This window comes from Chitinophagales bacterium, from assembly GCA_041392475.1.
Taxonomy (GTDB): Bacteria; Bacteroidota; Bacteroidia; order Chitinophagales; family UBA2359; genus JAUHXA01.
The window spans coordinates 895,628-920,090 of record JAWKLZ010000003.1 but is presented as its reverse complement, the minus strand read 5'-3'; the positions used below and the strand labels follow the sequence as shown (position 1 = coordinate 920,090).

At 40.7% G+C, this 24,463-nt stretch carries 21 protein-coding genes; 11 read left to right on the top strand and 10 right to left on the bottom strand.

All coding sequences use genetic code 11. From position 1 onward, the window contains the following. Window positions 1–75: 75 nt before the first annotated feature. The 4 genes from glpK to dmpG all read left to right on the top strand — a co-directional run bounded on the left by glpK (window position 76) and on the right by dmpG (window position 4,568). On the top strand, window positions 76–1,572 hold the full coding sequence (gene glpK / locus R3E32_26450; protein MEZ4888299.1) for a glycerol kinase GlpK: 1,497 nt from the start codon (window positions 76–78) through the stop codon (window positions 1,570–1,572). A 236-nt stretch (window positions 1,573–1,808) separates the two neighbouring features. Continuing rightward, entirely contained in the window at window positions 1,809–2,594 is a 786-nt protein-coding gene (locus R3E32_26445; GenBank protein ID MEZ4888298.1) for a fumarylacetoacetate hydrolase family protein, read from the top strand. A 13-nt stretch (window positions 2,595–2,607) separates the two neighbouring features. Further along, window positions 2,608–3,561: an acetaldehyde dehydrogenase (acetylating) gene (locus R3E32_26440; protein MEZ4888297.1), complete on the top strand. Its 954-nt coding sequence runs from the start codon at window positions 2,608–2,610 to the stop codon at window positions 3,559–3,561. Then, a complete protein-coding gene (gene dmpG, locus R3E32_26435; protein MEZ4888296.1) occupies window positions 3,558–4,568 on the top strand; it encodes a 4-hydroxy-2-oxovalerate aldolase in 1,011 nt (336 codons plus the stop codon). Before R3E32_26440 ends, dmpG begins: the two co-directional genes overlap by 4 nt. Window positions 4,569–4,653: 85 nt before the next feature. Here dmpG and R3E32_26430 read toward each other — a convergent pair whose 3' ends face one another. The 5 genes from R3E32_26430 to R3E32_26410 form a co-directional block, all read right to left on the bottom strand. Further along, the gene (locus R3E32_26430; protein MEZ4888295.1) at window positions 4,654–4,989 is read right to left on the bottom strand and encodes a heavy metal-binding domain-containing protein; all 336 of its coding nucleotides are present in this window, start codon (window positions 4,987–4,989) and stop codon (window positions 4,654–4,656) included. 207 nt (window positions 4,990–5,196) lie between these two features. Next, window positions 5,197–6,162, bottom strand: a complete 966-nt coding sequence (locus R3E32_26425) for a DUF3078 domain-containing protein (protein MEZ4888294.1) — start codon at window positions 6,160–6,162, stop codon at window positions 5,197–5,199. Between the two features lie 192 nt (window positions 6,163–6,354). Next, a complete protein-coding gene (locus R3E32_26420; GenBank protein ID MEZ4888293.1) occupies window positions 6,355–8,352 on the bottom strand; it encodes a hypothetical protein in 1,998 nt (665 codons plus the stop codon). 108 nt (window positions 8,353–8,460) lie between these two features. Further along, entirely contained in the window at window positions 8,461–9,009 is a 549-nt protein-coding gene (locus tag R3E32_26415; GenBank protein ID MEZ4888292.1) for a sigma-70 family RNA polymerase sigma factor, read from the bottom strand. Between the two features lie 65 nt (window positions 9,010–9,074). Then, entirely contained in the window at window positions 9,075–9,212 is a 138-nt protein-coding gene (locus tag R3E32_26410; GenBank protein MEZ4888291.1) for a hypothetical protein, read from the bottom strand. A gap of 14 nt (window positions 9,213–9,226) precedes the next feature. Here R3E32_26410 and R3E32_26405 point away from each other — a divergent pair, with 14 nt between their 5' ends. Continuing rightward, entirely contained in the window at window positions 9,227–9,832 is a 606-nt protein-coding gene (locus R3E32_26405; GenBank protein ID MEZ4888290.1) for a Uma2 family endonuclease, read from the top strand. On the opposite strand, the gene R3E32_26400 is transcribed toward R3E32_26405, so the two are convergent. Continuing rightward, entirely contained in the window at window positions 9,821–11,275 is a 1,455-nt protein-coding gene (locus R3E32_26400) for a hypothetical protein (GenBank protein MEZ4888289.1), read from the bottom strand. The genes R3E32_26405 and R3E32_26400 overlap by 12 nt on opposite strands. A 219-nt stretch (window positions 11,276–11,494) precedes the next feature. Here R3E32_26400 and R3E32_26395 point away from each other — a divergent pair, with 219 nt between their 5' ends. Then, entirely contained in the window at window positions 11,495–12,871 is a 1,377-nt protein-coding gene (locus tag R3E32_26395; GenBank protein MEZ4888288.1) for a DUF5011 domain-containing protein, read from the top strand. 65 nt (window positions 12,872–12,936) lie between these two features. On the opposite strand, the gene R3E32_26390 is transcribed toward R3E32_26395, so the two are convergent. Both R3E32_26390 and R3E32_26385 read right to left on the bottom strand, forming a co-directional pair. Next, window positions 12,937–13,182, bottom strand: coding sequence for a hypothetical protein (locus R3E32_26390; protein MEZ4888287.1), 246 nt, complete (start codon window positions 13,180–13,182; stop codon window positions 12,937–12,939). A 12-nt stretch (window positions 13,183–13,194) separates the two neighbouring features. After that, window positions 13,195–15,807: a M14 family metallopeptidase gene (locus tag R3E32_26385; GenBank protein MEZ4888286.1), complete on the bottom strand. Its 2,613-nt coding sequence runs from the start codon at window positions 15,805–15,807 to the stop codon at window positions 13,195–13,197. A 338-nt stretch (window positions 15,808–16,145) separates the two neighbouring features. On the opposite strand from R3E32_26385, the gene R3E32_26380 reads away from it, so the two are divergent. Continuing rightward, window positions 16,146–16,496: a T9SS type A sorting domain-containing protein gene (locus R3E32_26380; GenBank protein ID MEZ4888285.1), complete on the top strand. Its 351-nt coding sequence runs from the start codon at window positions 16,146–16,148 to the stop codon at window positions 16,494–16,496. Between the two features lie 2 nt (window positions 16,497–16,498). Here R3E32_26380 and R3E32_26375 read toward each other — a convergent pair whose 3' ends face one another. Continuing rightward, window positions 16,499–17,815, bottom strand: a complete 1,317-nt coding sequence (locus R3E32_26375; protein MEZ4888284.1) for an amidohydrolase — start codon at window positions 17,813–17,815, stop codon at window positions 16,499–16,501. A gap of 105 nt (window positions 17,816–17,920) precedes the next feature. Here R3E32_26375 and R3E32_26370 point away from each other — a divergent pair, with 105 nt between their 5' ends. The 3 genes from R3E32_26370 (at window position 17,921) to R3E32_26360 (ending at window position 22,210) form a co-directional block, all read left to right on the top strand. Further along, complete coding sequence (locus R3E32_26370; GenBank protein ID MEZ4888283.1) at window positions 17,921–18,748, top strand: TIGR02452 family protein; 828 nt, start codon at window positions 17,921–17,923, stop codon at window positions 18,746–18,748. A gap of 54 nt (window positions 18,749–18,802) precedes the next feature. Continuing rightward, the gene (locus R3E32_26365) at window positions 18,803–20,764 is read left to right on the top strand and encodes a sialate O-acetylesterase (GenBank protein ID MEZ4888282.1); all 1,962 of its coding nucleotides are present in this window, start codon (window positions 18,803–18,805) and stop codon (window positions 20,762–20,764) included. A 474-nt stretch (window positions 20,765–21,238) separates the two neighbouring features. Next, on the top strand, window positions 21,239–22,210 hold the full coding sequence (locus tag R3E32_26360; protein MEZ4888281.1) for a PepSY-like domain-containing protein: 972 nt from the start codon (window positions 21,239–21,241) through the stop codon (window positions 22,208–22,210). A gap of 108 nt (window positions 22,211–22,318) precedes the next feature. Here the strand turns inward: R3E32_26360 and R3E32_26355 are convergent, their stop codons facing one another. Next, window positions 22,319–22,744, bottom strand: coding sequence for a response regulator (locus R3E32_26355; GenBank protein MEZ4888280.1), 426 nt, complete (start codon window positions 22,742–22,744; stop codon window positions 22,319–22,321). 275 nt (window positions 22,745–23,019) lie between these two features. On the opposite strand from R3E32_26355, the gene R3E32_26350 reads away from it, so the two are divergent. Then, window positions 23,020–24,447, top strand: coding sequence for a sodium:solute symporter family protein (locus R3E32_26350; GenBank protein MEZ4888279.1), 1,428 nt, complete (start codon window positions 23,020–23,022; stop codon window positions 24,445–24,447). Window positions 24,448–24,463 lie beyond the last annotated feature (16 nt).

Genomic DNA, 24,463 nt, shown 5'->3' with positions numbered 1-24,463 from the left:
ATTGTTGATGCACTAAATCCTTAACAATAATCCTTTTTGCTTATTTTTATTTTGATTTTCAATTATTTACTTCTCATGTCAAAAAAATACATTCTTTCGCTTGACCAAGGCACAACTAGCTGCAGAGCCATTATTTTCGATAAAAAAGGCAACATTGTTGCTGTTTCTCAAAAAGAGTTTCCTCAAATATATCCCAAACCTAGTTGGGTTGAACACGATGCCATGACTATTTGGGAAACCCAGCTGAGTGTTGCTCAAAATGTTCTAAAAAGCAATCACCTCTCTCCTACCGAAATTGCAGCGATCGGCATCACCAATCAAAGAGAAACAACGCTGATATGGAACAAAAATACAGGAGAACCTATCCATAATGCAATTGTATGGCAAGACCGTCGAACAGCTTCTATCTGTGATACATTGAAGGAAAAAGGATTGGAGAACTATGTTCGCTCCAATACAGGATTGGTGATAGATGCTTATTTTTCAGGTACAAAAGTAAAATGGCTTTTGGACAATGTTCCCGATGCAAGGGCAAAAGCAGAAAATGGTGATTTATTGTTTGGCACAATGGACACTTGGTTGATTTGGAAACTAACCAACGGCAAAGTTCATGCTACGGATTACAGCAATGCTTCCCGCACCCTACTCTACAATATTCGTGAATTGAAGTGGGATGATCAAATGCTTTCAGAATTGGACATTCCCAAATCACTACTGCCCGAAGTTCGAGATTCGAGTGGTGATTTTGGTGAAACCAAGGCTTCTTTTTTCGGTGGAGTATCTATTCCCATTGGCGGAGTAGCGGGCGACCAACAAGCGGCTTTGTTTGGACAAACGTGCTTTGAAGCAGGCATGGCAAAAAATACGTATGGGACAGGCTGTTTTATGTTGATGAACACAGGTACGAAAATGATTGAATCCAAATCTGGTTTACTTACCACGTTGGCTTGGGGTATCAACAGGAAAGTTGAATATGCCTTGGAAGGCAGTGTATTTATTGCAGGAGCAGCGATTCAGTGGTTGAGAGATGGTCTAAAAATACTTGACCAAGCAGGTGATTCTGAATTTTATGCCAACAAAGTGGAGCATACAGACGGTGTATATGTCGTACCCGCTTTTGCAGGCTTGGGTGCACCTTATTGGGATATGTATGCAAGAGGAGCAATTTTTGGTTTGACCCGTGGCACAGGAAAAGAACATCTCATACGTGCTACTTTAGAGTCTTTGGCCTACCAAACTCGGGATGTTTTGGATGCAATGGAAAAAGATGCTGGCATCCAGCTTTCTGCCTTGAAAGTAGATGGAGGTGCTGCTGCAAATTCTTTGTTGATGCAGTTTCAAGCAGATATTTTGAATGTGCCTGTCAAACGCCCCAAAGTAATAGAAACCACTGCTTTGGGAGCTGCTTACCTTGCAGGAATAGCTGTTGGTTTTTACAAAAAAGAGGAATTGGTCAACAATCAAGAGTTAGACGCTTCTTTTGAACCTTCAATGGAATCCGAACAACGTGAAAAACTCTACAAAGGTTGGCAAAAGGCAGTGATACGCTGCATGAAGTGGGAAGACCAATAATTTAATAAATTTGTTATCGGTAAACGGAATTTTTTAACCCAAGTTATATATGTGTAAATTTATCACAAACTATTGTTTAGTTAGACTTTGGACAAGTAAATAGAGCTACAAGTCGATGAACCTGTTTCGTTTTCCGATTTTTTTTTATATTTTTCCCCAACTAAAGTAAAACCTGTATTTACCAATCTTTTGAGGTGTAGAAAACACAAATGAAATAAAATCAACAAGCTACCATCATGGCAAATAAAAATATTGAAGCGGCTGCAAAACGCCTGCGTGAAGCCGCTCAAAAAGGACTCACCTGCAAACCCATTCGTGATCTCATTGGAGAAACGGATTTGACAAAGGCTTATGCCGTTCAAGAAATCAACACCGCCTTGCGAATGGCAGAAGGGGCAAGAATCGTGGGCAGCAAAATTGGCTTGACCTCGCCCGTTGTGCAGCAGCATTTTGGCATCAATCAGCCCGATTTTGGGATGCTTTGGAGTGACAAAGAAGTGTGGAACAATGGCGAAATTTCGGTCAAAGAAATCATGCAGCCCAAAGCCGAAGCAGAAATCGCCTTTGTGTTGGGCAAAGATTTGACCTCAACTTCGCTCACTTCCATTGATGTCATTTCAGCGATTGACTACGCCCTTGCTTCCATCGAAATCGTGGGTAGTCGCATTGAAGGCTGGGATATTCGCATCACTGATACCATTGCAGACAATGCTTCGGCGAGTCATTTTGTGGTAGGGCATCAACCCGCTCGTTTGGAAAATTTAGACATGATCGGCTGCAAAATGGTGATGTACCGAAATGGTGAAATTGTTTCGCAGGGAAAAGGGGGAGATTGTCTCGGTTCTCCTATCAATGCCCTGCTTTGGCTGGCAAAAACGATGGCGAGATTGGGTAAGCCCATGCGGGCAGGTGATGTAGTATTGACGGGCGCATTGGGGCCGATGATTCCCATATCGGCGGGCGATTCTTTCAGAGCCGAGATTGAAGGATTGGGAGAGGTTTCAGTTAATTTTACGGAATAAAACACAAAAAAATATGCAAAAAACAAAAGTAGCCATCATCGGCTCTGGAAATATTGGTACGGACTTGATGATTAAGGTGATGCGTATGTCCGATGTATTGGAAATGTCGGTCATGGTCGGAATAGATCCTGAATCAGACGGTTTGGCAAGGGCCAAGCGAATGGGTATTGCTACAACGCATGAAGGCATTACAGGCTTGATGCAAATGCCTGAATGGAAGGACATCAAGATTGTTTTTGATGCCACTTCTGCAAAGGCACACCTGTACAATTGGAAATATGTGCAGCAATTTCCCGACAAACGCATGATTGACCTCACGCCTGCTGCAATAGGCCCCTACCTCGTTCCGCCTGTCAATTTTGACTTCAATATGGGGGCGAAAAATGTGAACATGGTGACCTGCGGCGGACAGGCTACGATACCGATTGTGGCAGCGGTAAGCCGTGTGGCAAAGGTGCATTATGGTGAAATTGTGGCTTCAATTGCTAGTAAATCTGCGGGCCCTGGTACTCGTGCCAACATTGACGAGTTTACCGAAACGACTGCTCAAGCGATTGAAAAAGTGGGCGGTGCGGATAGAGGCAAGGCGATTATTGTCCTCAATCCTGCCGATCCTCCTTTGGTGATGCGTGATACAGTTTTTACATTGAGCGAACAGGCGGATAGTGAGGCGATTCGAGAAAGTATTCACCAGATGGTGGCGGAGGTTCAGAAATATGTGCCTGGTTATTCGCTGCATCAAGCGGTACAGTTTGAAGATATTCCAGAAAACGAGCCTGTATTTATTGAAGGTTTGGGGCTTCGTCATGGCCTGAAAACGATGGTTTTGTTGCAGGTAAGAGGAGCAGGTCATTATTTGCCCGAATATGCTGGTAATTTGGATATTATGACGAGTGCGGCATTGGCGACGGGAGAAAAGTTGGTTAAAATTCAAACTCAAAATTCAAATTCGAACACATCATCATGAGCAACCTATACATTCAAGACGTAACCCTTCGAGACGGTATGCACGCCATTCGTCACCAATACACCAAGCAGCAAATCACAGACATAGCGGTGGCATTGGACAAAGCAAAAGTAGATGCCATTGAAATTTCGCATGGCGATGGTTTGGCAGGCGGCAGTTTTAACTATGGTTTTGGCGCACACACCGATTGGGAATGGTTGGAAGGCATTGCAGAAAAGCTGACCCATGCCAAACTGACCACGCTTCTACTGCCAGGCATTGGCACGATACACGATTTGAAGCGAGCAAGAGACTTAGGTGTTGAATCTGTGCGAATTGCCACGCATTGCACCGAAGCAGATATTTCGGCCCAACACATTGAAGCAGCCAAAAACATGGGCATGGATGTGGGTGGTTTTTTGATGATGGCCCACATGAACGAACCCAAAAAGTTGGCCGAACAAGCCAAATTGATGGAAAGTTATGGCGCAGATTGCGTCTATATCACCGATTCAGCAGGAGCTTTGATGATGGATGGAGTGGTAGAACGGGTGAAAGTCTATAAAGATATATTGAAGCCCGAAACAGAAATTGGGATTCACTGCCACCACAATCTATCTTTGGGAGTCGCGAATACGATTGTGGCGATGCAGCACGGTGCAACCCGTCTGGATGCCTCTCTCGCAGGGATGGGCGCAGGTGCAGGCAATGCACCATTGGAGGTTTTGATAGCGTGTTTGAAAAAAATGGACATTCACCCCAATTGCGATTTGTATCAGTTGATGGACTTGGCTGATGATGTGATTCGCCCCCTTCAAACCCGACCTGTGCAAGTGGATAGAGAAACGCTTTCGTTGGGCTATGCGGGTGTTTATTCCAGTTTTCTACTTCACTCTGAGAGGGCTGCAAAACGCTATGGCTTGGATACTCGAATGATTTTGGAAGAATTAGGTAAGCGCAAAATGGTGGGTGGACAGGAAGATATGATTGTGGATGTGGCTTTGGATATGTTGGAACAAGGGAATTAAAAGTAAAAAAGCCATCAAAATCAACTCATAGTAGAGGTGTTTTTGATGGCTTAAGATTGGAGTCTCGCTTCTCTCCTCTTACCTACTAATGCTTGTGTGCATCTTCCTGATGTTCGGCATTGAGGACATATTCCATTCCACAAACAGGGCATGAACCTGCCACATCACTTCCGCTACCTTCACAGTGCATCGGACATACATAAGTCGAACCATATTCCACACTTGTCATATCTACACCTGCTTCATGATCATGTCCTTCATGACTGTCATGGTCATGTCCATCATGGTTTTCTACTGCTTTTTCTTCCGTTGCGTGGTCGTGACCGTCGTCATGGCTCTGAGCAGTCTCACCCCCACAAGCCGTAAGTGTAAATGCAACCAAACCTATTGCTAAAAAACTGATTAAAAATCTGAAATTCATTTTCATGTCTATTAAATATTTAATTTGTTAATTGAAAAATGTTTTCACACGCAAAATACTTCAAATCCTACACTAAGGCCAATTCATTCTCACATTTTCTGAAAATTATTGCTTCATTCATCGAATGATGCACACATAAAAAAATGTTGGCTGAATCCCAATAGATCCAACCAACATCTCTATTTCTATTCAAGAGTAAATCAATCCTTAAAAGCCATAAGTCAAACCAACTGCCGTATAAGATTGTGTACTTGGAGGATATTCAAATTTAGCACCTCTAATTCCGTAAGTAAGTCCCACTCCAACGCCTTTCCAAAGATTGGCAATATTCAAAGAGTTGATCCATGTGTATTCAAACAATCCTTCTTCACCCGTTTGCTCTATACCATCTTCACCTATAAAGCTAATCGGAAATTTTTCATTGCTGTAAGGCAGAAAAGCACCCAAGTTGGAAGACCAAACAATGCCGCCTGGAAACTCATGAGAATACGTAGCTTTTACTTTCGCACCAAAAGCAGATTGACTTTCCACATTATCGAAAGCAGAGAAAGCAAAATGATAGGTCAATGGGTGAACGACAAGTACCAAATTGGGAATGGCTTTAGGAGTCCAAGTAGCACCTACTCCAAGATCAAATGTACCGGGAGCAAGAAAATTAAAAATTGAAGTGTTCAAATCTCCTAAGGCTGTCACTGCAATGTCTTCACTCAATCGGAAACCATACAAAGAAGAAAAAATCAGTACATCTGCATTTCTATCTGCCAGAAAATCAGTGCCTGCTTGATCGTCTTTGGTGTTGTTGTCCAATCCCTGCCAGCTAACATTGGCTGCCAAAGTATTTCTCCAATAGGTTTTTTCTTTGATGTTGTTTGCAAACCCATTGATTCCCAAGTTCAATACAGAAGATGAACTGTTTCGATTGGCATTTGCCTGCCAATTATTGGAGCTTCCAAAGTTGAGACCCACCAATCCACTCAAACCTGTTTGCCAGCCCGACATAATTTCAATTTGTTTGGCAAGGTCGCTAATTTCTCCATTGAAGGCATCTGCTTCCGCTTGTTTCGCTTTTTGCTGTGTCACCAATTCTGCCTTTTTAGTTTTTAACTCCTCAACGGTTTGTGCCTGTAAGCTGAAAGCCACCATAATGAGGGCTAAGAATAACATTTTTTTCATGTTTTAAATTTTTATTTATGAGAAAATTGAATTATTTGGGAAATTTCATCTGCCCTTTTAGACACAAAAAACGTCAAAAGTCTCGCTAAATAAATACAATTGTAGCAATATTTTTTAGGAGCATAAAAAACTCCATACCCGAACAGGATATGGAGTAATTGTATTACACTAAAATATATAAAATTATCTTAACTAAAGAGAAAGCCGAACGCCTATATTTCCACTCAATGAAAAAGGATAGGTTTTCAAAACCTTGTTCTTATACACAGGAGCCAAAGCAGCCGAATAAGTAGGGGTCACAAACAATTGGAGATGGTCATTTATTTGATAAGATAATCCCACTCCAAGCACATATTCAAAATAACTATTCGTTATTTTTTCCTGTGGAAGTGGTTTATTAGGACGGGTATCATGGTGTCTAAATCGGTTATCCATTGATTTCACCGTATTAAAATTTTGCTTTTCTTTCAGCAAAAAGTTAGCAGCAAGTCCTCCCATAATGTTTCCCTGCAAACGCCCTTTCCCCAAGTCATGCTGAACCAACAATGGCACACGCATCCAATTGAAAGTCTGGTCGTTTTTCACCTCCAAATCAAAACTTTCGCCATCGGTAATATTGTTGAAATCCTCCAAACCAAACTCCACCTCATTCAAACCGTAACTTCCTGGTATAGAATAGTTGTAAATAAATCTGGGTTTACCATTGTGGACTTCTTTTGGCGCATCAGGACGATACTGCAATTTGGGTTTATAAACGGCCACTTGATTTACTTGGCGGTAATTAACTCCCGATTTCAAATGCCAATTCGTTTTGAATTGATAGGCCACTTCAATACCTGTTTCAAAAGACAACTGAGGTTTTTCTTGTTCGTTGATTTTCTTCACCATATTATCATTTGGAATTGTACTTTTGATGGTTCTAAAACTGCGAGCGGGCGCAAAAGTAGCAGCAATAGCCCATTGGCTATCACTGGCGGAAGGTGTTTGGGGTAGCGATTGATTGTCCATTTCTTCAACCGAATTATCAGTTGATTTCGTTGATTTGGAAGATTTTTGTGCCAATGCGTTTTCGAGTTTTGCAGCCTTTTTTTTATCTGGCTTTACTTTTAGCGTTTTCTGCGTTTTCTTTTTTTGAAGTTTATCCAACGACTCCATCAACTCATTTGATTGATTATCAGTTTCCGTTTTGGTTTCATCAGTCCTATCCATTTTTGTAGCATCCTCTTCCATACTTGTCGTTGGGAAATCGATATCTTCTGTCGTATATTGGTGTAAATCCTTGTTTTGCAAAGGAGTCATTGAAGTCTTGTCCAGTTCTTTTTTCGCTGCGATGCCATTTCCTTCAATGGTTTCCACTTTATTTTGCTCCAAATTGTTGTTTTGCAAAGGATTGAAGGAAGATTGATTCACCTCTTTTTTCGCTGCAATATCACCTACTTCAATGGTTTCCACTTTATTTTGCTCCAAATTGCTGTTTGACAAAGGATTGAAGGAAGATTGATTCACCTCTTTTTTCGCTGCAATGTCTTCTCCTTCAATGGTTTCCACTTTATTTTGCTCCAAATTGTTGTTTTGCAAAGGATTGAAGGAAGATTGATTCACCTCTTTTTTCGCTGCAATATCTTCTCCTTCAATGGTTTCCACTTTATTTTGCTCCAAATTGTTGTTTTGCAAAGGATTGAAGGAAGATGATTTTGGAGGAAGATTCCTAGCGTTTAGTTCATTTTTTGAGGCTGCTGTATTGGATTTTTCAATATTCTCTTTCGGTTCTACATTGTTGTTTTGTAATGAGTTTGCAGAAGGAAGGTTTTTGCCTTTTTGAAGTTCTTCCTCCTCATTTGTTTCCAAGTTATCTACTTTAGTATGGAGTTCTTCAATCGTTTGAGTTTGTTGATTAATGTGTTGAGAGAGATTGGCGATTTCATTGTTTTGTTGGTAAATATAGTAGGTGGCAAGGCTCAATAAACCTGCAATAGCTGCCATACCTATCCATTTGAGAAACGAAGAGGCTGTCAATATTCCGCCTGTTGGCGGAGTGGCAGATGGAGAAACACCTTCACCACCACTTTCATGAAGCGCAAGCCGATTGTCCAGACCATTCCAGACATCATCAGAGGGTTCATCGCCAAAGTCGTCCAAAGAACGGCGAAAAAATTCCTCTAAAGGATCGTTATGTAGATGTTCGTCCATGTAATTCTTTTTGTAAATTCAATTGCAAAACTTCTCCCACATTTTAATCGGGATTCAAAACTCAAAATCAATTCTTTGTATTGGAATTTGTTTTTTAGTTTGCATTTTCTAAACTGACAACTGTTTCTCCAACATTTGTCTTAACGTCATTTTAGCCCTCGATAGTTGCGACTTTGAGGTATTTTCCGAAATATTCAATTGTTCGGCAATTTCCTTGTGTGAATATCCTTCAATCACATACATATTAAAAACCATACGATAACCATCAGGCAATTGCTGAATCATTTGTACCAGTGCCTGCATCCGAAAACGGCTGAACAAATCTTCTTCCGAAGCATATTGATATTCCACTTTTTCCAATTCGACTGAAGGAAAAAGCGTATTTTTATGTTTGCGAATGTGCATCAAAGCCGTATTGACCATCACTCGCCGAATCCACGCACCCAAAGGCCCTGTGCCTGAAAACTGTTTCAAATCACAGAATACCTTGAAGAACCCATCTTGTAGGATGTCTTCCGCTTCTGCTCTGTCTTTCGCATAGCGCAAACAAACTCCCATCATCTTGTATTTGTGTTCGTTATACAATTGATTTTGGGCAGATCTGTCACCGCATATACAGGCCTGAATGAGTCGTTGTTGTTGTGCTTGTTCGGTCATACACTGTCTTCTACTACGGATGGTGCGAAGGTAAGGGAAAAGGTTGCTTTGGGGTCAATTCTTTTTTACAATTCTGCAACCCTCGATTCCAACCAACCCACATTAAAAATCGTCTGTGTAGCTGCTATTTCTTCCTGTAATTTCGCAATCGACTCAAAACCTAAAAGCGCAGATATGTGTTTGAATCGGTAAGGTAAAATCAAACCATTTGAACAACATGACTCCTGCAAAAAAATTACACATAGAAAAACGAAAATACACAGTAGAAGAATACTTCGAATTGGAGAAAACTCAAGAGGAACGCAATGATTTTCACGATGGACACCTTTATCCACCCATTGCAACCACTAAAATTCACAATGAAATAGTATTCAATATTACGTTGGAGTTGAAGCAGCAATTAAAAGGGAAAAGCTGCAAGGTTTATGCAGAAAGTATCATGACCCAACTGCGGCAAAATCACAACTATGCCTATCCCGATGTAGTTGTTACCTGTGATGAGAGAGATGCAGAAGATCCTCTTTTGGTAAAATATCCGATTGTGGTTTTTGAAGTCTTGTCGGACTCCACTGCTAAATACGATAGAACCAAAAAATTCTTTCAATATCAACGCATTGAGTCTATGCAGCAATGTGTTTTTATCCACCAAAAACAATACCTCGTGGAAACTTTCTACAAAAATGAACACGAACAATGGATTTATGAATGGATGGACAAAACTACAGATTTATTGAAGGTACATGCTTTGGGCTTAGAGGTTTTGCTCTCAGCGATTTATGAGGGCATTACATTGAAGGAGGAAGAAGATGATCTAAGTGATTGAAACCAAAATTTCCACCCTCGATTCCAACCAACCCACATTAAAAATCGTCTGTGTAGCTGCTATTTCTTCCTGTAATTTGATAACTTCATCCTTCAATTTATCCCTTGCTTCAAAACCAATTTCTGCTTGAATGCGGGCTGCTTTTTGGGTGAACTTCAACAAATTGTAGTACCCTTCTTTCCGAAAATCCGAAATCTCTTTGTTGCGCTTCAAGTATTGGCGAAAAGCATCACAAAGCGCATACAAAGTTTGGTGTTCCTTCAAATCGTAGTAGGATTTGAGTAACAAAGATTTGGCATCGAGGCTGTAACGAATGTCTGAATATTCTACGGTCAGCAGTAATTGCAGCACCTCATCGTATTGTTCGACAGCATAACAATAAGTCGCCTTGTTGAAGCGATAGGCATTTTCACGCGATTGTTCAGATAACTTTTCTTTATAGACTTCAATGAAATCAGCTACCCATTCAAACGCCTTCAAGCGCAACCCAACGGTCACAATGTTTTTGTAGTGCCACTCTGATAAATGCCCCTTTTCGAGCAGTAAATCGTTCTGCAATTGGGTTTTGTAGAGTTCAAACAGTTCCCCCAAAAACGTATCTTCTCCTTTGTTGATTTGACCAATGCAGTAGTTTTGGGCATAGGCATAAATGCTGCGGAGTTCTTCTTTTGGGAAAGCAGTGAGGTGTTTTTGAAGGACTTGTATCAATTCAAAATAGAAGGTCGAATCTTGTTGGGTTATCATCTGGTAAATCTGAAAATAGACCATGATGGACGGAATCGTTTGGTATTTTTCGGGATGCTGGCGAATTTCAGTCAAGATAGCCTCCAACAAATGCACCGAATAATCAACTTGCAAGAGTTGGTTTCGCAAACTCATTTCACAGGCATCCCGCAGTTTTTCGGAAAGGTAAAAAATATCTAGGCTGTCTTGTTTTTGTTGAATGCTTTGGTCGCTGTGTTGCGACAATTGGTTGTAATAACTGTCTTTTTCGACTGCCAAACGAAATTGAAAGTGATAATAATCTCGGTTTCGGACAGGAGCTTTTTGCCAATATTCTTCGATTTTTTGGAGGTGGTGTTTGTAGCGTTGTTGCTGTTGGCGTTGGCGAAGTTGTTCGAGGAGGTGAATGTGTTGAGCGTCTGTTTCTTGTTGGAACCGCTCATGTACCAAAAAATCTTCGGTCACGCTCAAAGTGTAGCTAAACAACACATTGATTTTGTTTTGATTGAATGGGATGTTTTTGCCCCAAACCTTCAAAAATAATTGCTTGCGCTCTACTTTTTTGCCCTCCAATTTTGGGTAAACTTGGTGTAGATAATCACATAAGGTTTGGACATCTTGGTGTTTGTTGTGGTAGGGTGAATGGGCAAATTGCCGCCAACGGGTGATAGTGGATTGGTCGAATGTTTGGAGCAATTTAAGGAGTTTGGAGTTTTGCATGGTGAAATACCGAATTTAAAATAATTTTTTCCAATTTTTTATTATATAAATATCATTTTAACAATCTGAATTATAGTGTTTTATTTTTTATTTATGACATTTCCTGAAAAAAAATTTTCCAATTTTTTAGCTCAAAAGTCTTTGGGTAAGGTATTGTTTTGCAGCATATTTGTATGCGTTAGGCAAAATTTTATCAATATTAATAAAAAAGCAAATTTTATGAGGCATCTATTCACCTTTCAATATTTTTTACTACTTTTTTCAATAACACTTTTTGGACAGCAGGACAATAATCCTCCTACAATAACTATTATTGGCCCCTCTCCTGTTGTCTATTCTTGCGGAGTGGATTATATTGAGTTTGGGGCAATAGCTTTTGATGTAGAAGACGGTACACTACCAGTAGAAATAACAGAAGATTGTGTGTGTACTTCAATGCAAGGAGCCTATATTGTTAATTATTCGGTAGTTGATTCGGATGGCAATTGTACCTCACAACAAAGGTTAGTTATTGTGCAAGGAGTTTGCAATGAGCCCTGTGAAGGTTTTATCGATTGTGCAAATTCTGACCCTTGCTCTAATGATATAGGCGATGTTTGGCCTGGTGATACCAACAACGATGGCATCGCCAATAATTTTGATTTATTACCAATAGGGATAGCTTACGGAAATACGGGGAGTCCACGTGTCAACCCTACCTTGGCATGGGTAGGTCAAGTAGCAGATGACTGGACAGATACTTTGGCTGATGGGGTAAATTACAGACACATAGACTGCAATGGAGATGGTGAAATTCTTTTAAATGACATAGAGGGTATTATCCAAAACTACGGCGAAACTCATGCCAAGAAATCGAGTAATAGCGGTAGCTCTGACGATACTCCTTTGTATGTAGAACTGCCCGATTCTGACCTTAATCAAGGCGACAGCTTGACTGCTCCTATTATCTTTGGAACAGCCGAAATTCCTGCAACGAATGTATATGGTATTGCTTTTACGGTGAATTTTGACAGTGAATTGGTCGCCCCCGAAAGTGTAGCGGTCACCTTTGAAGAATGTTGGTTGGGAACTGAAGGAAGCAACTTGATCACTTTATCACAGCCTTTTGGAGAAGAAGGAGCGATTGATGTGGCAATTACCCGAATTGACCTAACGAATCAAACAGGATATGGCACGATTGGAACTTTGACGGGTATCATTGACAACATTGCAGGAAAGAAATCTGCTCAACAAGATTTGACCGTTACCATCAGCAACATCCGAGCAATCAGTGCCAACGAAACCGAAATTCCCGTTTTTCCTACAGCAGACACAGTGATTGTAACTGATATTCGAGAAAGCCTTGTAAATGATTCTATTGAAATGTTTCCCAATCCTGCAAAAAATCACTTATCTGTACGAATACCTGACCTTCAAAAAGTTCACTCCCTTCAATTGTATAACTTGGTTGGAGGTTTAGAGAAAAATTGGACAGTTGAGGAATTGTCGCCTCAAAATGTACTTCAATTGGATTTGTCGAAACTGCAATCGGGCGTGTACTTTTTGGTGGTGGATTATGATGGGGTGTTGGTGAGTCGGAAGGCGATTTTGGAGTGATTTTACCAATCTATACAGTGTTTTATCAAAGGCAAATATCTTTCGAGGTATTTGCCTTTTGTGCTTTATTTGTTGCGAACCTTCCTCACCAATGCTACCAACGAAACCACTGCCCAAGTTCCCTCCAAAATCACAAATGGCACATAACCAATCAGCACAGAAGAAATACATGCCAAACTTGCCCCTACAAAGTTCATCACCAAATAAGGATAACCATCTGTTGGTAGATTGCGGAACAGACTCAGAAAGTATGCACCGAGTATGCTCGTGACTCCAATAATACCGAGGATATTTACAAAATCTAAAGGCATAAGTGAAAATATTTACTCCTTCTCCTTACTACGATACTCCAAAGTACCTCCCTCAATAGTATGTCCAAAGAAAATTCCATTCAAAAACAACTTATTCGTACCGTACCAATAAGCCCGAAAGTTCGGATTATCAGCCATCGAAATCACTCGCCCTTGCCCAACACCGTTCACCACAATTGCAGCACTTTTCGCTAATTGCTGTAAGTTAGGCTTTGAGATATAACCACTTATCAAAGGTTTGCTTGTGTATTGAAGCGGCATGGCATAGTCGTTTTTGGTAGGTTCCATAAAGTGAGTATCTCTTCTAAAAACAGGAATATTGGCTTTTGAATAACCATAAGCTAAAGGATGAGTCAAGTCCAAATTGGCTTCAAAAATTGCGCCTCCAATATACTGTGCTCCAAATCTTTGCGCTGCTTCATTGTAGGGTTTTCTAACCGTATTGTCCTCATCAGGCCCATTTTCTTTGAAGACCGCATTGGAGATTTTTTGGTCACTTGCCCATTTTGATGCACCCCGCATTGTTATCAAAGTATTCCCTTTTTTGAGCCATTGTTGCAGGTCGAGCGTATTGATCAAACCGTAACTACCATGTGAGAGCACCAAAGTATTGTAGGAATCTAAGTTTATTCCATTGAATTCATTAGAGTCGACTAAGGTGATTTCGATATCAAAACGCTGGTCGAGCAAATGCCATATTTCACCTGCATCATACCCCGAAACGCCCTTACCAACTACCATCAATATCTTCGGCAAGCGCAAACGCTCAAATGTACGGCTTCCCAAATCTGCACCATTTGGAGTCAATCCTGTAGATAAGGCATAGACTTCAATACCATTTTGAGCACTTTCTGCTTCAAGTAGTATCCGCAAATTCTCCCCGTCAATAAATTGTTCTTGATTGTTGCCAACAGGAATCAGAATCGTTCCGTAGTCAAATTGCTGAAAACCATCGGCTGTTTCGATGCCAAAAGGTTGGGAGGCAACTTTCGCAATCATGCCTTTTTTCAGCAAAGCATAGAGCATCTTGGGAGCATAATATTCGTCCCATCTAAAAACGTAGGCATACTCACTTTTATCCCCAATGATTTTTCTTTTGGGCATGGTGCGTAGGGAATTAGGCATTTTTTCACCCATCAAATCCCGTCCCAATGCACGTTTATCAAGTGCGGCGTAGTCCAAATTGAAGGCCAAAGGTAACGTCCAACTCGATACATCATAAAACAGGCTGTCATTGAAGGAAGTGTATTTTTCAAAACTGGCTTTGATAAGCGAATACTGCAATTGATTCGTGGGAATTACCAAGCTTTTTTCAGGAAAATTTTTCCCTTCCACAGAAGTGCTTTTTTGGGTATAATAAGCGTCAATATGGTGGCGATTCAGCCATTCTATGAAATGCCGCAAACGTCCATTGTCTTTACCTGCGGCAACGATGTATGCCTTTGTACCGTCTTGATCGGCTTTCTTAAATGCTTCTTTGAAGAAAGACTGTTGAAATGATAAAAGGTCTGTTCTCAACGAATTGGACGCTTCTAAAGTAGAAAGAGCTGTTTTGAATTGGTTGCGGATGGTGAACGGAAAACTCAACAAACCATTTTCGGTTTGCTGCAAATGCCCTCTCGAACTTGCTTGTTCAAACAAAATACCGATAGACCCATGCACATCGGGATAGGTCGAACCTTTTCCGACATAAAAATCATCATAAGATTCTTGAGTGTAATAAAGCGAGCCAATTTTGTCCAATGCCTTTGCGTGAAATTCTCCGATTTTGAAGGTCAACTCTTGGTTTTTGGCAGGGATATTTGGATTCAAACGTTCTGGAATTCCTGGCTGAAAAAAGAAGGTGGCATTGCTCCCCATTTCGTGGTGATCAGTCAAGATATTGGGCTTCCAACGGTGAAAAATTTCAACACGACCTTGACTTTCTGGATGTTGGGTCAATAGCCAATCTCGATTGAGGTCAAACCAATAGTGATTGGTGCGACCATTTGGAAACTGTTCGTTCAGTTCTCGACTATCTGTATCAGCTACTAAGTTTTTACTTTTGTGCATATTCACCCAAGTCGAAAAACGGTGAAACCCATCTGGATTGAAGCAGGGATCGAGCAGAATCACCGTATTTTGCAACAAATCTTCAATCTCTTTTCCTTCTGCTGCTGCCAAGTGATACACCAATATTAAAGCCGCATTTGAGCCACTTGCCTCATTGCCATGTATGCTAAATCCTTGATAAACAACCACAGGCATTTCTTCAATATTCACATCTTTTGCCGTTTCAGGATTGGTATTTTTTAGATGTGCCTCTCGAATCGCTTCAATATTTTGGTGGTTTTTTGGAGAGGTAATAGTAAGCAAAAGTAGGGGCCTATCTTCATAACTTCGGGCATAAGTTTCTATGCTTATTCTATCCGATGCTGCGGCAATGGTTTGCATATACCAAACCAATTTGTCATGACTAACATGCCATTTCCCAACGGGGTGTCCTAAAATGGATTCGGGTGTAGGGATATTTTCATTGTAGCTGACATCTTTAGGCAAATAATATTCAAGACTCAGTTCGTTTTGTGCTTCAATAGATAAGGCGCAACAAAAAAATAAATACAATAGTAAAAAAATTCTTTTCATCATTGGAGGATTTTTAATAATCGCCGAAAATAGGAATTAAATAGAATGGAGGATAGTGTTATGCCTCAAAAACGACATTTTTTTGATATTATAAAGCTAAATTTCACCTTTATTTAGCGAGAAAAGAATGAACAAACTCTCTTTTTATTTTTGAATTAAAAACATGATTAAAAGCATTTTAAGTAAAAAAATCATTAAAAAAAACACCGAAAAGCGTCTAACAATCCTCAAAAATTGTTTTATTTTATTCGGAAGAAAATTCAGAGATTTGCAGTAGGATTTGGTTATAGACATTTTGAATGGGTTTTCTTATTTAATGTTTTTTAGATTTTATTATCATGAAAGAGATTTTTGCAATTATTTTTGCCCTACATAGTTTGATTGTTTTTTCGGTTGTTTCTTTTATTGATGGCAAATGTATGGACAGTGATGATGTGAACTGCCATACCAACTTTCATATCTACCCCAATCCACTTGAGGATCAAGCAGTTTTAAAATTTGCTGTATCTTTAGAAGATGCCACCTTGGAAATGTACGATAAAAAAGGTGAGGTAGTTTTTGAAAAAAACGATCTTAGTTCCAATGTTTTGGCTCTGAAACGCAGCGAATTAGCAAAAGGGGAATACAGTTATAAGGTATTGAAACAAACCGAAGTGCTGGTCGATGGGAAGATTCGAGTCGGTTTGTAAATCTAATCCAACAACTCCAAAACTGCCAACACCATACTCTTCACCCCCGTTTTGATACTTGGCTCAATGTCAGGTGAAAACTTAGAGGAATGAAGCGATGGCAATTGTTTGTTTCCCGCTTGATATTCCTCAAAACGTTGCACATTAATCGTTCCCAAACGATACATAAAAATTGGAATTTTGGCATCCGTTCGTCCATACATTCCAAAATCTTCACCTCCCATCACAGGAGCTTGACGGTGAACCTTTTCCTTGCCAAAATTCTCCACAAACACCTCTGCAATGCGACTCGTCAATTTTGGATCATTGTATAAAGCAGGTGTAAATTCATCCCTCAAAGTGACTTCTGGATATTTATCCTCCGCCAAACCTGCCGCCATTGCAGCCGCTTTGCACTTCAATTTGATTTTGTCAATCAATGCCTGACGTACTTCATCCGTATAAGAGCGCAAAGTCAATTTCAGTTCTACTTCATTGGGAATCACATTGCCCTTCGTACCACCGTGAATAGAACCGACCGTCACAACAGCAGGCTCAAGTGGCGAAATTTCACGACTTACAATCGTCTGAATATCCACGATAATTTTGGCAGCCAACACTACAGGGTCAATCGTTGTATGCGGATAAGCTCCATGCCCCCCTTCTCCAAAAACCTTGATATTCATCATATCCACATTCGCCATCGAAAACTCAGGACAATACCCAATACTTCCCGTAGGCATTTCGGCGTGAACGTGCAAAGCTACCCCATAATCAGGCACTGGAAATTTATCAAAAAGCCCTTCCTTCAACATATTTCTCGCCCCACTTCCACGCTCTTCGGCAGGTTGTCCGATAAACAAAACAGTCCCTTTCCAATGGTCTTTCATCTTCGCCAAAGCCCTTGCTGCACCCATCCAAACGGTCATGTGCATATCGTGACCGCAAGCGTGCATCACCGAAACCTCATCGCCCGTAATGTCGGTCATTTTCACCTTGCTTGCATGATCCAAACCCGTTTCTTCCATAATCGGCAAAGCGTCCATATCGGCCCGCACCAAAATTGTTGGCCCCTCTCCATTCTTCAATACGCCCACAACGCCATGTCCGCCCACTTTTTCGGTAACATCGAAACCTATTTCCTTCAATTCTTTCGCCAATCGTGCAGCCGTCTTTTCTTCCAAAAAAGATAATTCGGGGTTTTGGTGAAAGTGTTTATAAAGCGTTTCGAGGAAGCCATAGTCTTTTTGAAGATATTGGTCAATCGCTTCAACAGTAGGTATTTGCGCTGATATTATTTGAAGGAAAAATAGTGCAGTTAGGAAGGTAAAAATACGCATGGTGGTATTGGTTTTGTTAAAGGAATCGTTTTTCGAATTGGTAAAAATAGTCATTTTGGGAACTTTCTCCTATTTCCAATACGTTCCCTCCATTAAAATCAAAAAATGGGAAGATACAACCGACAAAACATCGCCACAGATACCCTTCAATGTTTGGAGCAAGGCTACTTCAATTCTCCAACAGGTGAGACAATTAACATCAAAGAAACACAAGATTTTGCAGTAGCAAACACCATCACCTATTCTCCTGCAATGACAGACGAATTGCTTCAAAACCGTAGTTCCAAAACCTTAGAAACGCCAACCGAAATTGAAGTAACCAACGAAACCAGCCTCAATGCCACAAGGCGTTTGATAAACGAAGGTCATACGGATGTAGTCTGCTTGAATTTTGCCTCTGCCCGAAATGCAGGAGGTGGATTTTTGGGTGGAAGTCAGGCGCAAGAAGAAAGTATTGCGAGGGCAACGGGTTTGTATCCTAGTTTGATGCAAGCTTCCGACTACTACGAAATCAACCGGAAATTCAAATCTTGTTTCTACACGGACTACATGATTTACAGTCCCAAAGTACCGATTCTCAAAGACGAAGAAGGCAACTGTTTGGAAGCTTTGGTGACAGCTTCATTCATTACCGCTCCAGCCGTCAATACCGGCATAGTCAAACAGCGAGAACCTAAGCGGTTGAAGAAAATTGAAGAGGTGATGAAGCGAAGAATCGAAAAAGTGTTGGCAATTGCTTTGGAACATGGACATAAATCCATCATTTTAGGAGCGTGGGGATGCGGTGTTTTTCAAAACAATCCCGACGATATTGCCCGCTACTTCAAAGAGGTCATTGAAGGAAAATTCAAAAACCAATTCCGAAAAATCACCTTTGCTATTTATGCCAGCAATGAGCGATTTATCAAGCCTTTTCAGGAAGCATTTGCCTAATTTTTCCTTACTTTTACGGACATAATCTTTATATTTCCGTCAAAAGCAAACACTATGAAGATACTACGGTTTTTGGTCATCCACCTCCTACTGTTTTTTATCGCAAACTCCAATTCATTCGCACAAATCGAACTCTCCCAATTATTCAGTGACAACATGGTGCTGCAAAGAGGCATAGAAGTCCCCATATGGGGATGGGCCTCAAAGGGTACAGAAGTGGAACTTGTATTTCAAGAAAAAACCTATACAGCCAAACCGAATGACCAAACTGGTAGATGGGAGGTGAAACTTCCTTCAATGAAAGCAGGCGGTCCATACAAAATGACCATTGAAGGAGAAGGAGAAACTATAAACCTTCAAAATATCATGGTAGGAGATGTTTGGCTCTGTTCGGGACAATCCAATATGGAATGGGAAGTGGGAAATGTGAACAATGCAGAACAAGAGATTGTGAATGCAAAAGATGATAAGATTAGACACTTCAAAGTCAGCAAGGCAGGAAGTAAAGATCCCTCTAACAAAATCCCGACAAGTAAATCATGGACTGTTTGTTCACCCGAAACCGTTGCCAATTTTACGGCAGCGGGTTATTTCTTTGCCAAAGAACTCCGTCAAACACAAGATATTGCCATAGGTTTGTTGCATACCTCTTGGGGTGGTAGCAGCATAGAGGCATGGATGAGTGCCGAAGCCTTGAAGATAGATAATCCCTATAAAGTCTTTCAGGAATTGGAGGAAAAAGCCCAAAAAGAACAAATGGTTTTGGCTAAAAAATTGGAAGCAACCCATGGTAAAATCCCAACAGAAGATGCAGGTTGGTCAGAAAACGAAAGCGCACTTTGGGCGGCTGCTTCCATAAAAGACACCGATTGGAAAACCATGACCGTCCCCATGTTGTGGGAGCAACAAGATTTACCTGATTTTGACGGCATCGTGTGGTTTCGCAAAACCATCCAACTGACTCAGGAAGAAGCAAAAGCAGGTATTACGCTAGGTTTGGGACGCATTGATGATTCTGATTGGTCTTATATCAATGGCCACAAAATCGGTGCAATATTTGGCGCATACAACAAAACAAGGGTCTATAAAGTCGATGCAGAGTATTTGAAGGTAGGCGAAAACTCGATTACTGTTCGAGTAGAAGACACAGGTGGAGGTGGAGGGTTTCACGGAGCATCTGAGGATATATTTTTGACAACCAATACCCGTACAAGTTCTCTGGCAGGAGAATGGAAATATAAAATTGGTGCAATGTATGCAGCTTCACCCGAATTTCGTCCCATTCACACTCCCACCATGCTTTACAATCAAATGTTGCATCCCGTCTTGGGATATGGCATCAAAGGAGTGATTTGGTACCAGGGCGAATCAAATGCTTATCCTGAAAAAGCCTATCAATACCGCCATGATTTCACTGCAATGATTGAAGATTGGCGCAAACGTTGGGGGCAGGGTGATTTTCCCTTTTTGTTTGTTCAACTGGCGAATTTTATGCCGGCTCCAAAAGATGCAAATACACCAAGTGATTGGGCTATGCTCCGAGAATCCCAATCCAAAACCCTCGAAATGGCTGCAAATACAGGTCAAGCAGTCATTATTGACATTGGTGAAGCAGAGGATATTCACCCCCGCAACAAACAAGATGTAGGCAAACGCTTGGCATTGGTAGCCAGAAAAGTGGCTTATGGTGAAGACCTTGTATATGCTGGCCCTACCTACCAATCGCATAAAATCGTTGACAATGAAGTACGGATACAATTGTCCAACATTGGAGGTGGTTTGGTCACAAAAGACAAGTATGGCTACGTCAAAGGTTTTACCATTGCAGCGAAAGACAAAGCCTTTGTTTGGGCAAAAGCACGCATTGAAGGAAATGAAATTGTGGTTTGGAGTGATTCCATTGAAGCTCCTGTTTCAGTTCGCTATGCTTGGGCAGACAATCCCGATGATGCCAATTTATACAACCAAGAGGATTTACCTGCTTGCCCGTTTAGAACAGATGATTGGGAGAAATAGCTTAAATTGCTCATTATGAATCATTCAGGACAAAGACTTCGGTAGTTTCGTTTCATAAAAAAATTAATGTACAACAAAATGTCTATGTAATCTCCTCAAAAGATAGACTACCGAAGTCTCATTTCACATGATTTTATCAAAAAACCAACTTTCTTCAAAAAAAATTATCCTCAAGCAACCTTTCCCTTCAACCCTGCACCACTATCAGTGAAAGCCAACAAAAAGGACGCAAATAATTTTTTTTTTGAAGAAAAAAATAAATCCAAAGCAACCTTTCGCTTTATAAACGCACCACGATTAGTGTAAGCCCAACAACGAACATTTTGAAGAAAAACCAATTTAATTCAAACATTATCAAAAGTTTGAACTCACTAAAAATATATCTATAGGCTTCAAAAGTACATTTCAAATTTAATCATGTTGCAACCTCGTTTAAATAAATAATTTTTATTTTTTATCAATAACAAATTAACAATGAAGAAGTATATTTTTATCTTAATCAGTATTTTGACAACAGGATTTTTCACAGCTTGTCAGCAAGATGAAATCCTCTCAGAAGAAGCAACTTTGACAGCAGAAGTGTATGAAGCTTCCAAAACAGGTGATGATGTGGCAGATACAGATTTGCCAGAAGCAATCACTGCCTACGTTGCAGCTAATTACCCTGAATCGACCATTGAAGGCGCAAAAGCTACTGACAAAGGTTATGGAGTAAAATTGGATACGGGGGAATTTTTGGTATTCGACTTAGAAGGCAATTTTGTAGGAGAACACACAGGTAACGGTCATGGCGGACATGGAAAGCCCAATGGCCACGGCAAGCCCGATGGTCACGGAAAACCCAATGTAACAGAAATTGACCCAAGTGAACTTCCTACGGCTGTAACCGACTATATAACAGCTAACTATCCTGACGCAACCATTGAAGGGGCAGGTCAAAGTGACAAAGGATTTGGCGTAAAATTGGACGATGGAACATTGGTGATTTTTGACACTGATGGAAACTTTATCAAAGAAGGTGACGGACACGGCAAACCTAATGTGACAGAAATCGACCCAAGCGAATTACCAACGGTTATAACCGACTATATAACAGCCAACTATCCTGACGCAACCATTGAAGGGGCAGGTCAAGGTGACAAGGGATTTGGCGTAAAATTGGACAATGGAACATTTGTGATTTTTGATACTGATGGAAACTTTATCAAAGAAGGCAACGGACACGGTAAACCTGATGGAGATGTTCATAATCACGGAACAGAAATTGACCCAAGTGAGCTACCAACGGTTATCACCGACTATATAATAGCAAACTATCCTGATGCAACAATCGAAAGCGCACGTCAAGGTGACAAAGGATTTGGCGTAAAATTGGACAGTGGCGTGATAGTTATTTTTGATGCAGACGGAAATTTTGTAACCGAAAGAGAAGGTCACGGAGGTTAATCACCGTCTTTCATAACAAAGTAATTAACATTAACATTTTATAGCATAGCGAGGAACTAAACTCTACATTACTCTAATTGGGTTGTGGAGTTTTTTTTATTTTGAAACCTATTTGATGCCAAAATTCTCTCTAAAATCCGCTTCAATATTTGTTTCCCTACGCATTTCTTCAATAATCGTGCTTACCTTATCAAAAGCATCATCTCCTTTGACCACATAATTGTATGCTCCACTATACAAAACCTTGGCAAGTGTACTTGTATCGTCTTCACCCGAAAGCATAATCACAGGAATATTCGGTTTCAAGCGTTTGATGATCTTCAAAGTGGTCAAACCATTTGCAGCTTGGCGGTTGAAGCTATCCATATTGTAGTCCATTATAATCAAATGTGGCTCGACTTCCAAGTTGGCAATACATTCTTCTCCACAAGAAACCATCATCACATCGTATTCGGGATTCTGCGAAAGATGGTCTTCGAGCATCGTCCGAAACAATAAATCGTCTTCTACCAATAAAATTTTAAATGTATTCATAGCCTTTGAGTTGATTGGAAAGGATTGTATTTGATAGGCTGCTTTTGCGTTTCCAAAGTTAAACATCTTTTTTTAAATTTTGGTTTGAAAATGTGGGTTGCTTGTTAATAATGTCTAAAAAGGAATTGTAAACCATCTGCAAAGATTAACATATAAATAGTTAAAAAATAGCTTTACAAAATCAATTTTCTAGCTATATTCCCAACTTTGAATTTGTATTTGAAACTCATATTTGAGTTTTTTCATTTTCATTCTAATTTTAATTTTCACTATCCATGACCGTTTACACCATTCTCTCCATTTACCTCCTCCTCACCCTACTCAGCGGCTTCATCGGCTACCGAAAAAGTGCCGCAACGCCTGAAGATTATTTTTTGGCAAACAGAGGATTGGGCAGCATTGTGGTATTTTTCACCTTCATTGCTACCAATTTTAGTGCCTTTTTCTTTTTGGGATTTGCAGGAGAAGGTTATCGGACGGGATACAGCTATTATGCCTTGATGGGATTCGGAACTGCTTTTGCAGCATTGTCTTTCTACCTAATTGGCTTCAAAGCATGGCAAGAAGGCAAGCGAAACCGCTACATTACCCCCGCCGAAATGATGGGCGACAAAACAGGCAGTAGTTCACTCAAACTTTTGTATTTGTTGGTGATGGTCTTTTTTACGCTGCCCTATATGGCAGTGCAACCGATTGGCGCAGGCATCATTTTGGAAACGCTCACAGGCGGTCAGATTCCCTACTTTTGGGGTGCAACGGGATTGACCACTTTCGTGGTAGTTTATGTGTTTATTGGTGGAATGAGAACCGTTGCGATTACCGATATGATACAAGGAGTGTTGATGTTCGGATTGATGTTTGGGGCGGTTTGGGTGGTTGCAGACAGTTTGGGCGGCATCACCGCAGCCAACGAACAAGTGTATGCCATCCAACCAGATTTGTTCAGTCGAGCAGGAGGTGGCGGGTATTTTACTTGGCAAAAATGGATGAGTTTGATGTTGTTGTGGGTCTTTTGTGTGCCAATGTTTCCACAGATGTTCATGCGCTTCTATGTGTCCAAAGACCTCAAAGCCTTCAAATTTGCTACGGTAATGTATGCATTCGTTCCTTTGATTTTGTTTATTTGCCCTGTCATGATTGGCGTTTGGGGGCATTTGTCTTTTCCCGATTTGGTGGGTAAGGAAGCCGACAACATCCTACCCATGATGCTCAATCTACACGCTCCGCAATGGTTGGCGGCAATGATTATGACAGGTGCATTGGCGGCTTTTATGTCCACTTTGGATTCGCAATTGTTGGCACTCAGCACCATGCTGACCCGTGACTTATTCGTTTCTTTTGTGCGCCCCAAAGCGAATTTTGCTCTGCAAATTTGGGTCGGGCGTGTATTGATTATTGTTTTGGCAATCATCGGTTTAGCCATCGCTTTTCAACCGCCTGCCACGATTTTTGTGATTGTCAAAAATGCCTTCACAGGATTGTCCATTCTCTTTCCCGCCACTTTTGTTGTCCTACACTTCAAAAACCCCAATCCAACAGCTTGTTTTTTATCCATTGCAGTCGGAGAGGCTTTTTTGTTGGCTTACTTGTTAGGTTGGATTCCTGCAGGGGTTTTGATGGGTTTTGAGCCTGTTTTGCCACTTGTAGCTTTGGCTGGGGTGATTGCTGCTGGGGGGAGTTTGCCGAAGAAGTATGGGAAATAGTAACGGTCAAAAAATA

Bases quoted from the DNA above. Each gene is read 5' to 3' on its own strand.
- R3E32_26415 (MEZ4888292.1), bottom strand. From the start codon at position 9,009: ATGACCGAACAAGCACAACAACAACGACTCATTCAGGCCTGTATATGC.
- R3E32_26445 (MEZ4888298.1), top strand. From the start codon at position 1,809: ATGGCAAATAAAAATATTGAAGCGGCTGCAAAACGCCTGCGTGAAGCC.
- R3E32_26365 (MEZ4888282.1), top strand. From the start codon at position 18,803: ATGAAGATACTACGGTTTTTGGTCATCCACCTCCTACTGTTTTTTATC.
- R3E32_26425 (MEZ4888294.1), bottom strand. From the start codon at position 6,162: ATGAAAAAAATGTTATTCTTAGCCCTCATTATGGTGGCTTTCAGCTTA.
- R3E32_26405 (MEZ4888290.1), top strand. From the start codon at position 9,227: ATGACTCCTGCAAAAAAATTACACATAGAAAAACGAAAATACACAGTA.
- R3E32_26400 (MEZ4888289.1), bottom strand. From the start codon at position 11,275: ATGCAAAACTCCAAACTCCTTAAATTGCTCCAAACATTCGACCAATCC.
- R3E32_26360 (MEZ4888281.1), top strand. From the start codon at position 21,239: ATGAAGAAGTATATTTTTATCTTAATCAGTATTTTGACAACAGGATTT.
- R3E32_26390 (MEZ4888287.1), bottom strand. From the start codon at position 13,182: ATGCCTTTAGATTTTGTAAATATCCTCGGTATTATTGGAGTCACGAGC.
- R3E32_26380 (MEZ4888285.1), top strand. From the start codon at position 16,146: ATGAAAGAGATTTTTGCAATTATTTTTGCCCTACATAGTTTGATTGTT.
- glpK (MEZ4888299.1), top strand. From the start codon at position 76: ATGTCAAAAAAATACATTCTTTCGCTTGACCAAGGCACAACTAGCTGC.
- R3E32_26395 (MEZ4888288.1), top strand. From the start codon at position 11,495: ATGAGGCATCTATTCACCTTTCAATATTTTTTACTACTTTTTTCAATA.
- R3E32_26420 (MEZ4888293.1), bottom strand. From the start codon at position 8,352: ATGGACGAACATCTACATAACGATCCTTTAGAGGAATTTTTTCGCCGT.
- R3E32_26355 (MEZ4888280.1), bottom strand. From the start codon at position 22,744: ATGAATACATTTAAAATTTTATTGGTAGAAGACGATTTATTGTTTCGG.
- R3E32_26430 (MEZ4888295.1), bottom strand. From the start codon at position 4,989: ATGAATTTCAGATTTTTAATCAGTTTTTTAGCAATAGGTTTGGTTGCA.
- R3E32_26370 (MEZ4888283.1), top strand. From the start codon at position 17,921: ATGGGAAGATACAACCGACAAAACATCGCCACAGATACCCTTCAATGT.
- R3E32_26385 (MEZ4888286.1), bottom strand. From the start codon at position 15,807: ATGAAAAGAATTTTTTTACTATTGTATTTATTTTTTTGTTGCGCCTTA.
- dmpG (MEZ4888296.1), top strand. From the start codon at position 3,558: ATGAGCAACCTATACATTCAAGACGTAACCCTTCGAGACGGTATGCAC.
- R3E32_26440 (MEZ4888297.1), top strand. From the start codon at position 2,608: ATGCAAAAAACAAAAGTAGCCATCATCGGCTCTGGAAATATTGGTACG.
- R3E32_26375 (MEZ4888284.1), bottom strand. From the start codon at position 17,815: ATGCGTATTTTTACCTTCCTAACTGCACTATTTTTCCTTCAAATAATA.
- R3E32_26350 (MEZ4888279.1), top strand. From the start codon at position 23,020: ATGACCGTTTACACCATTCTCTCCATTTACCTCCTCCTCACCCTACTC.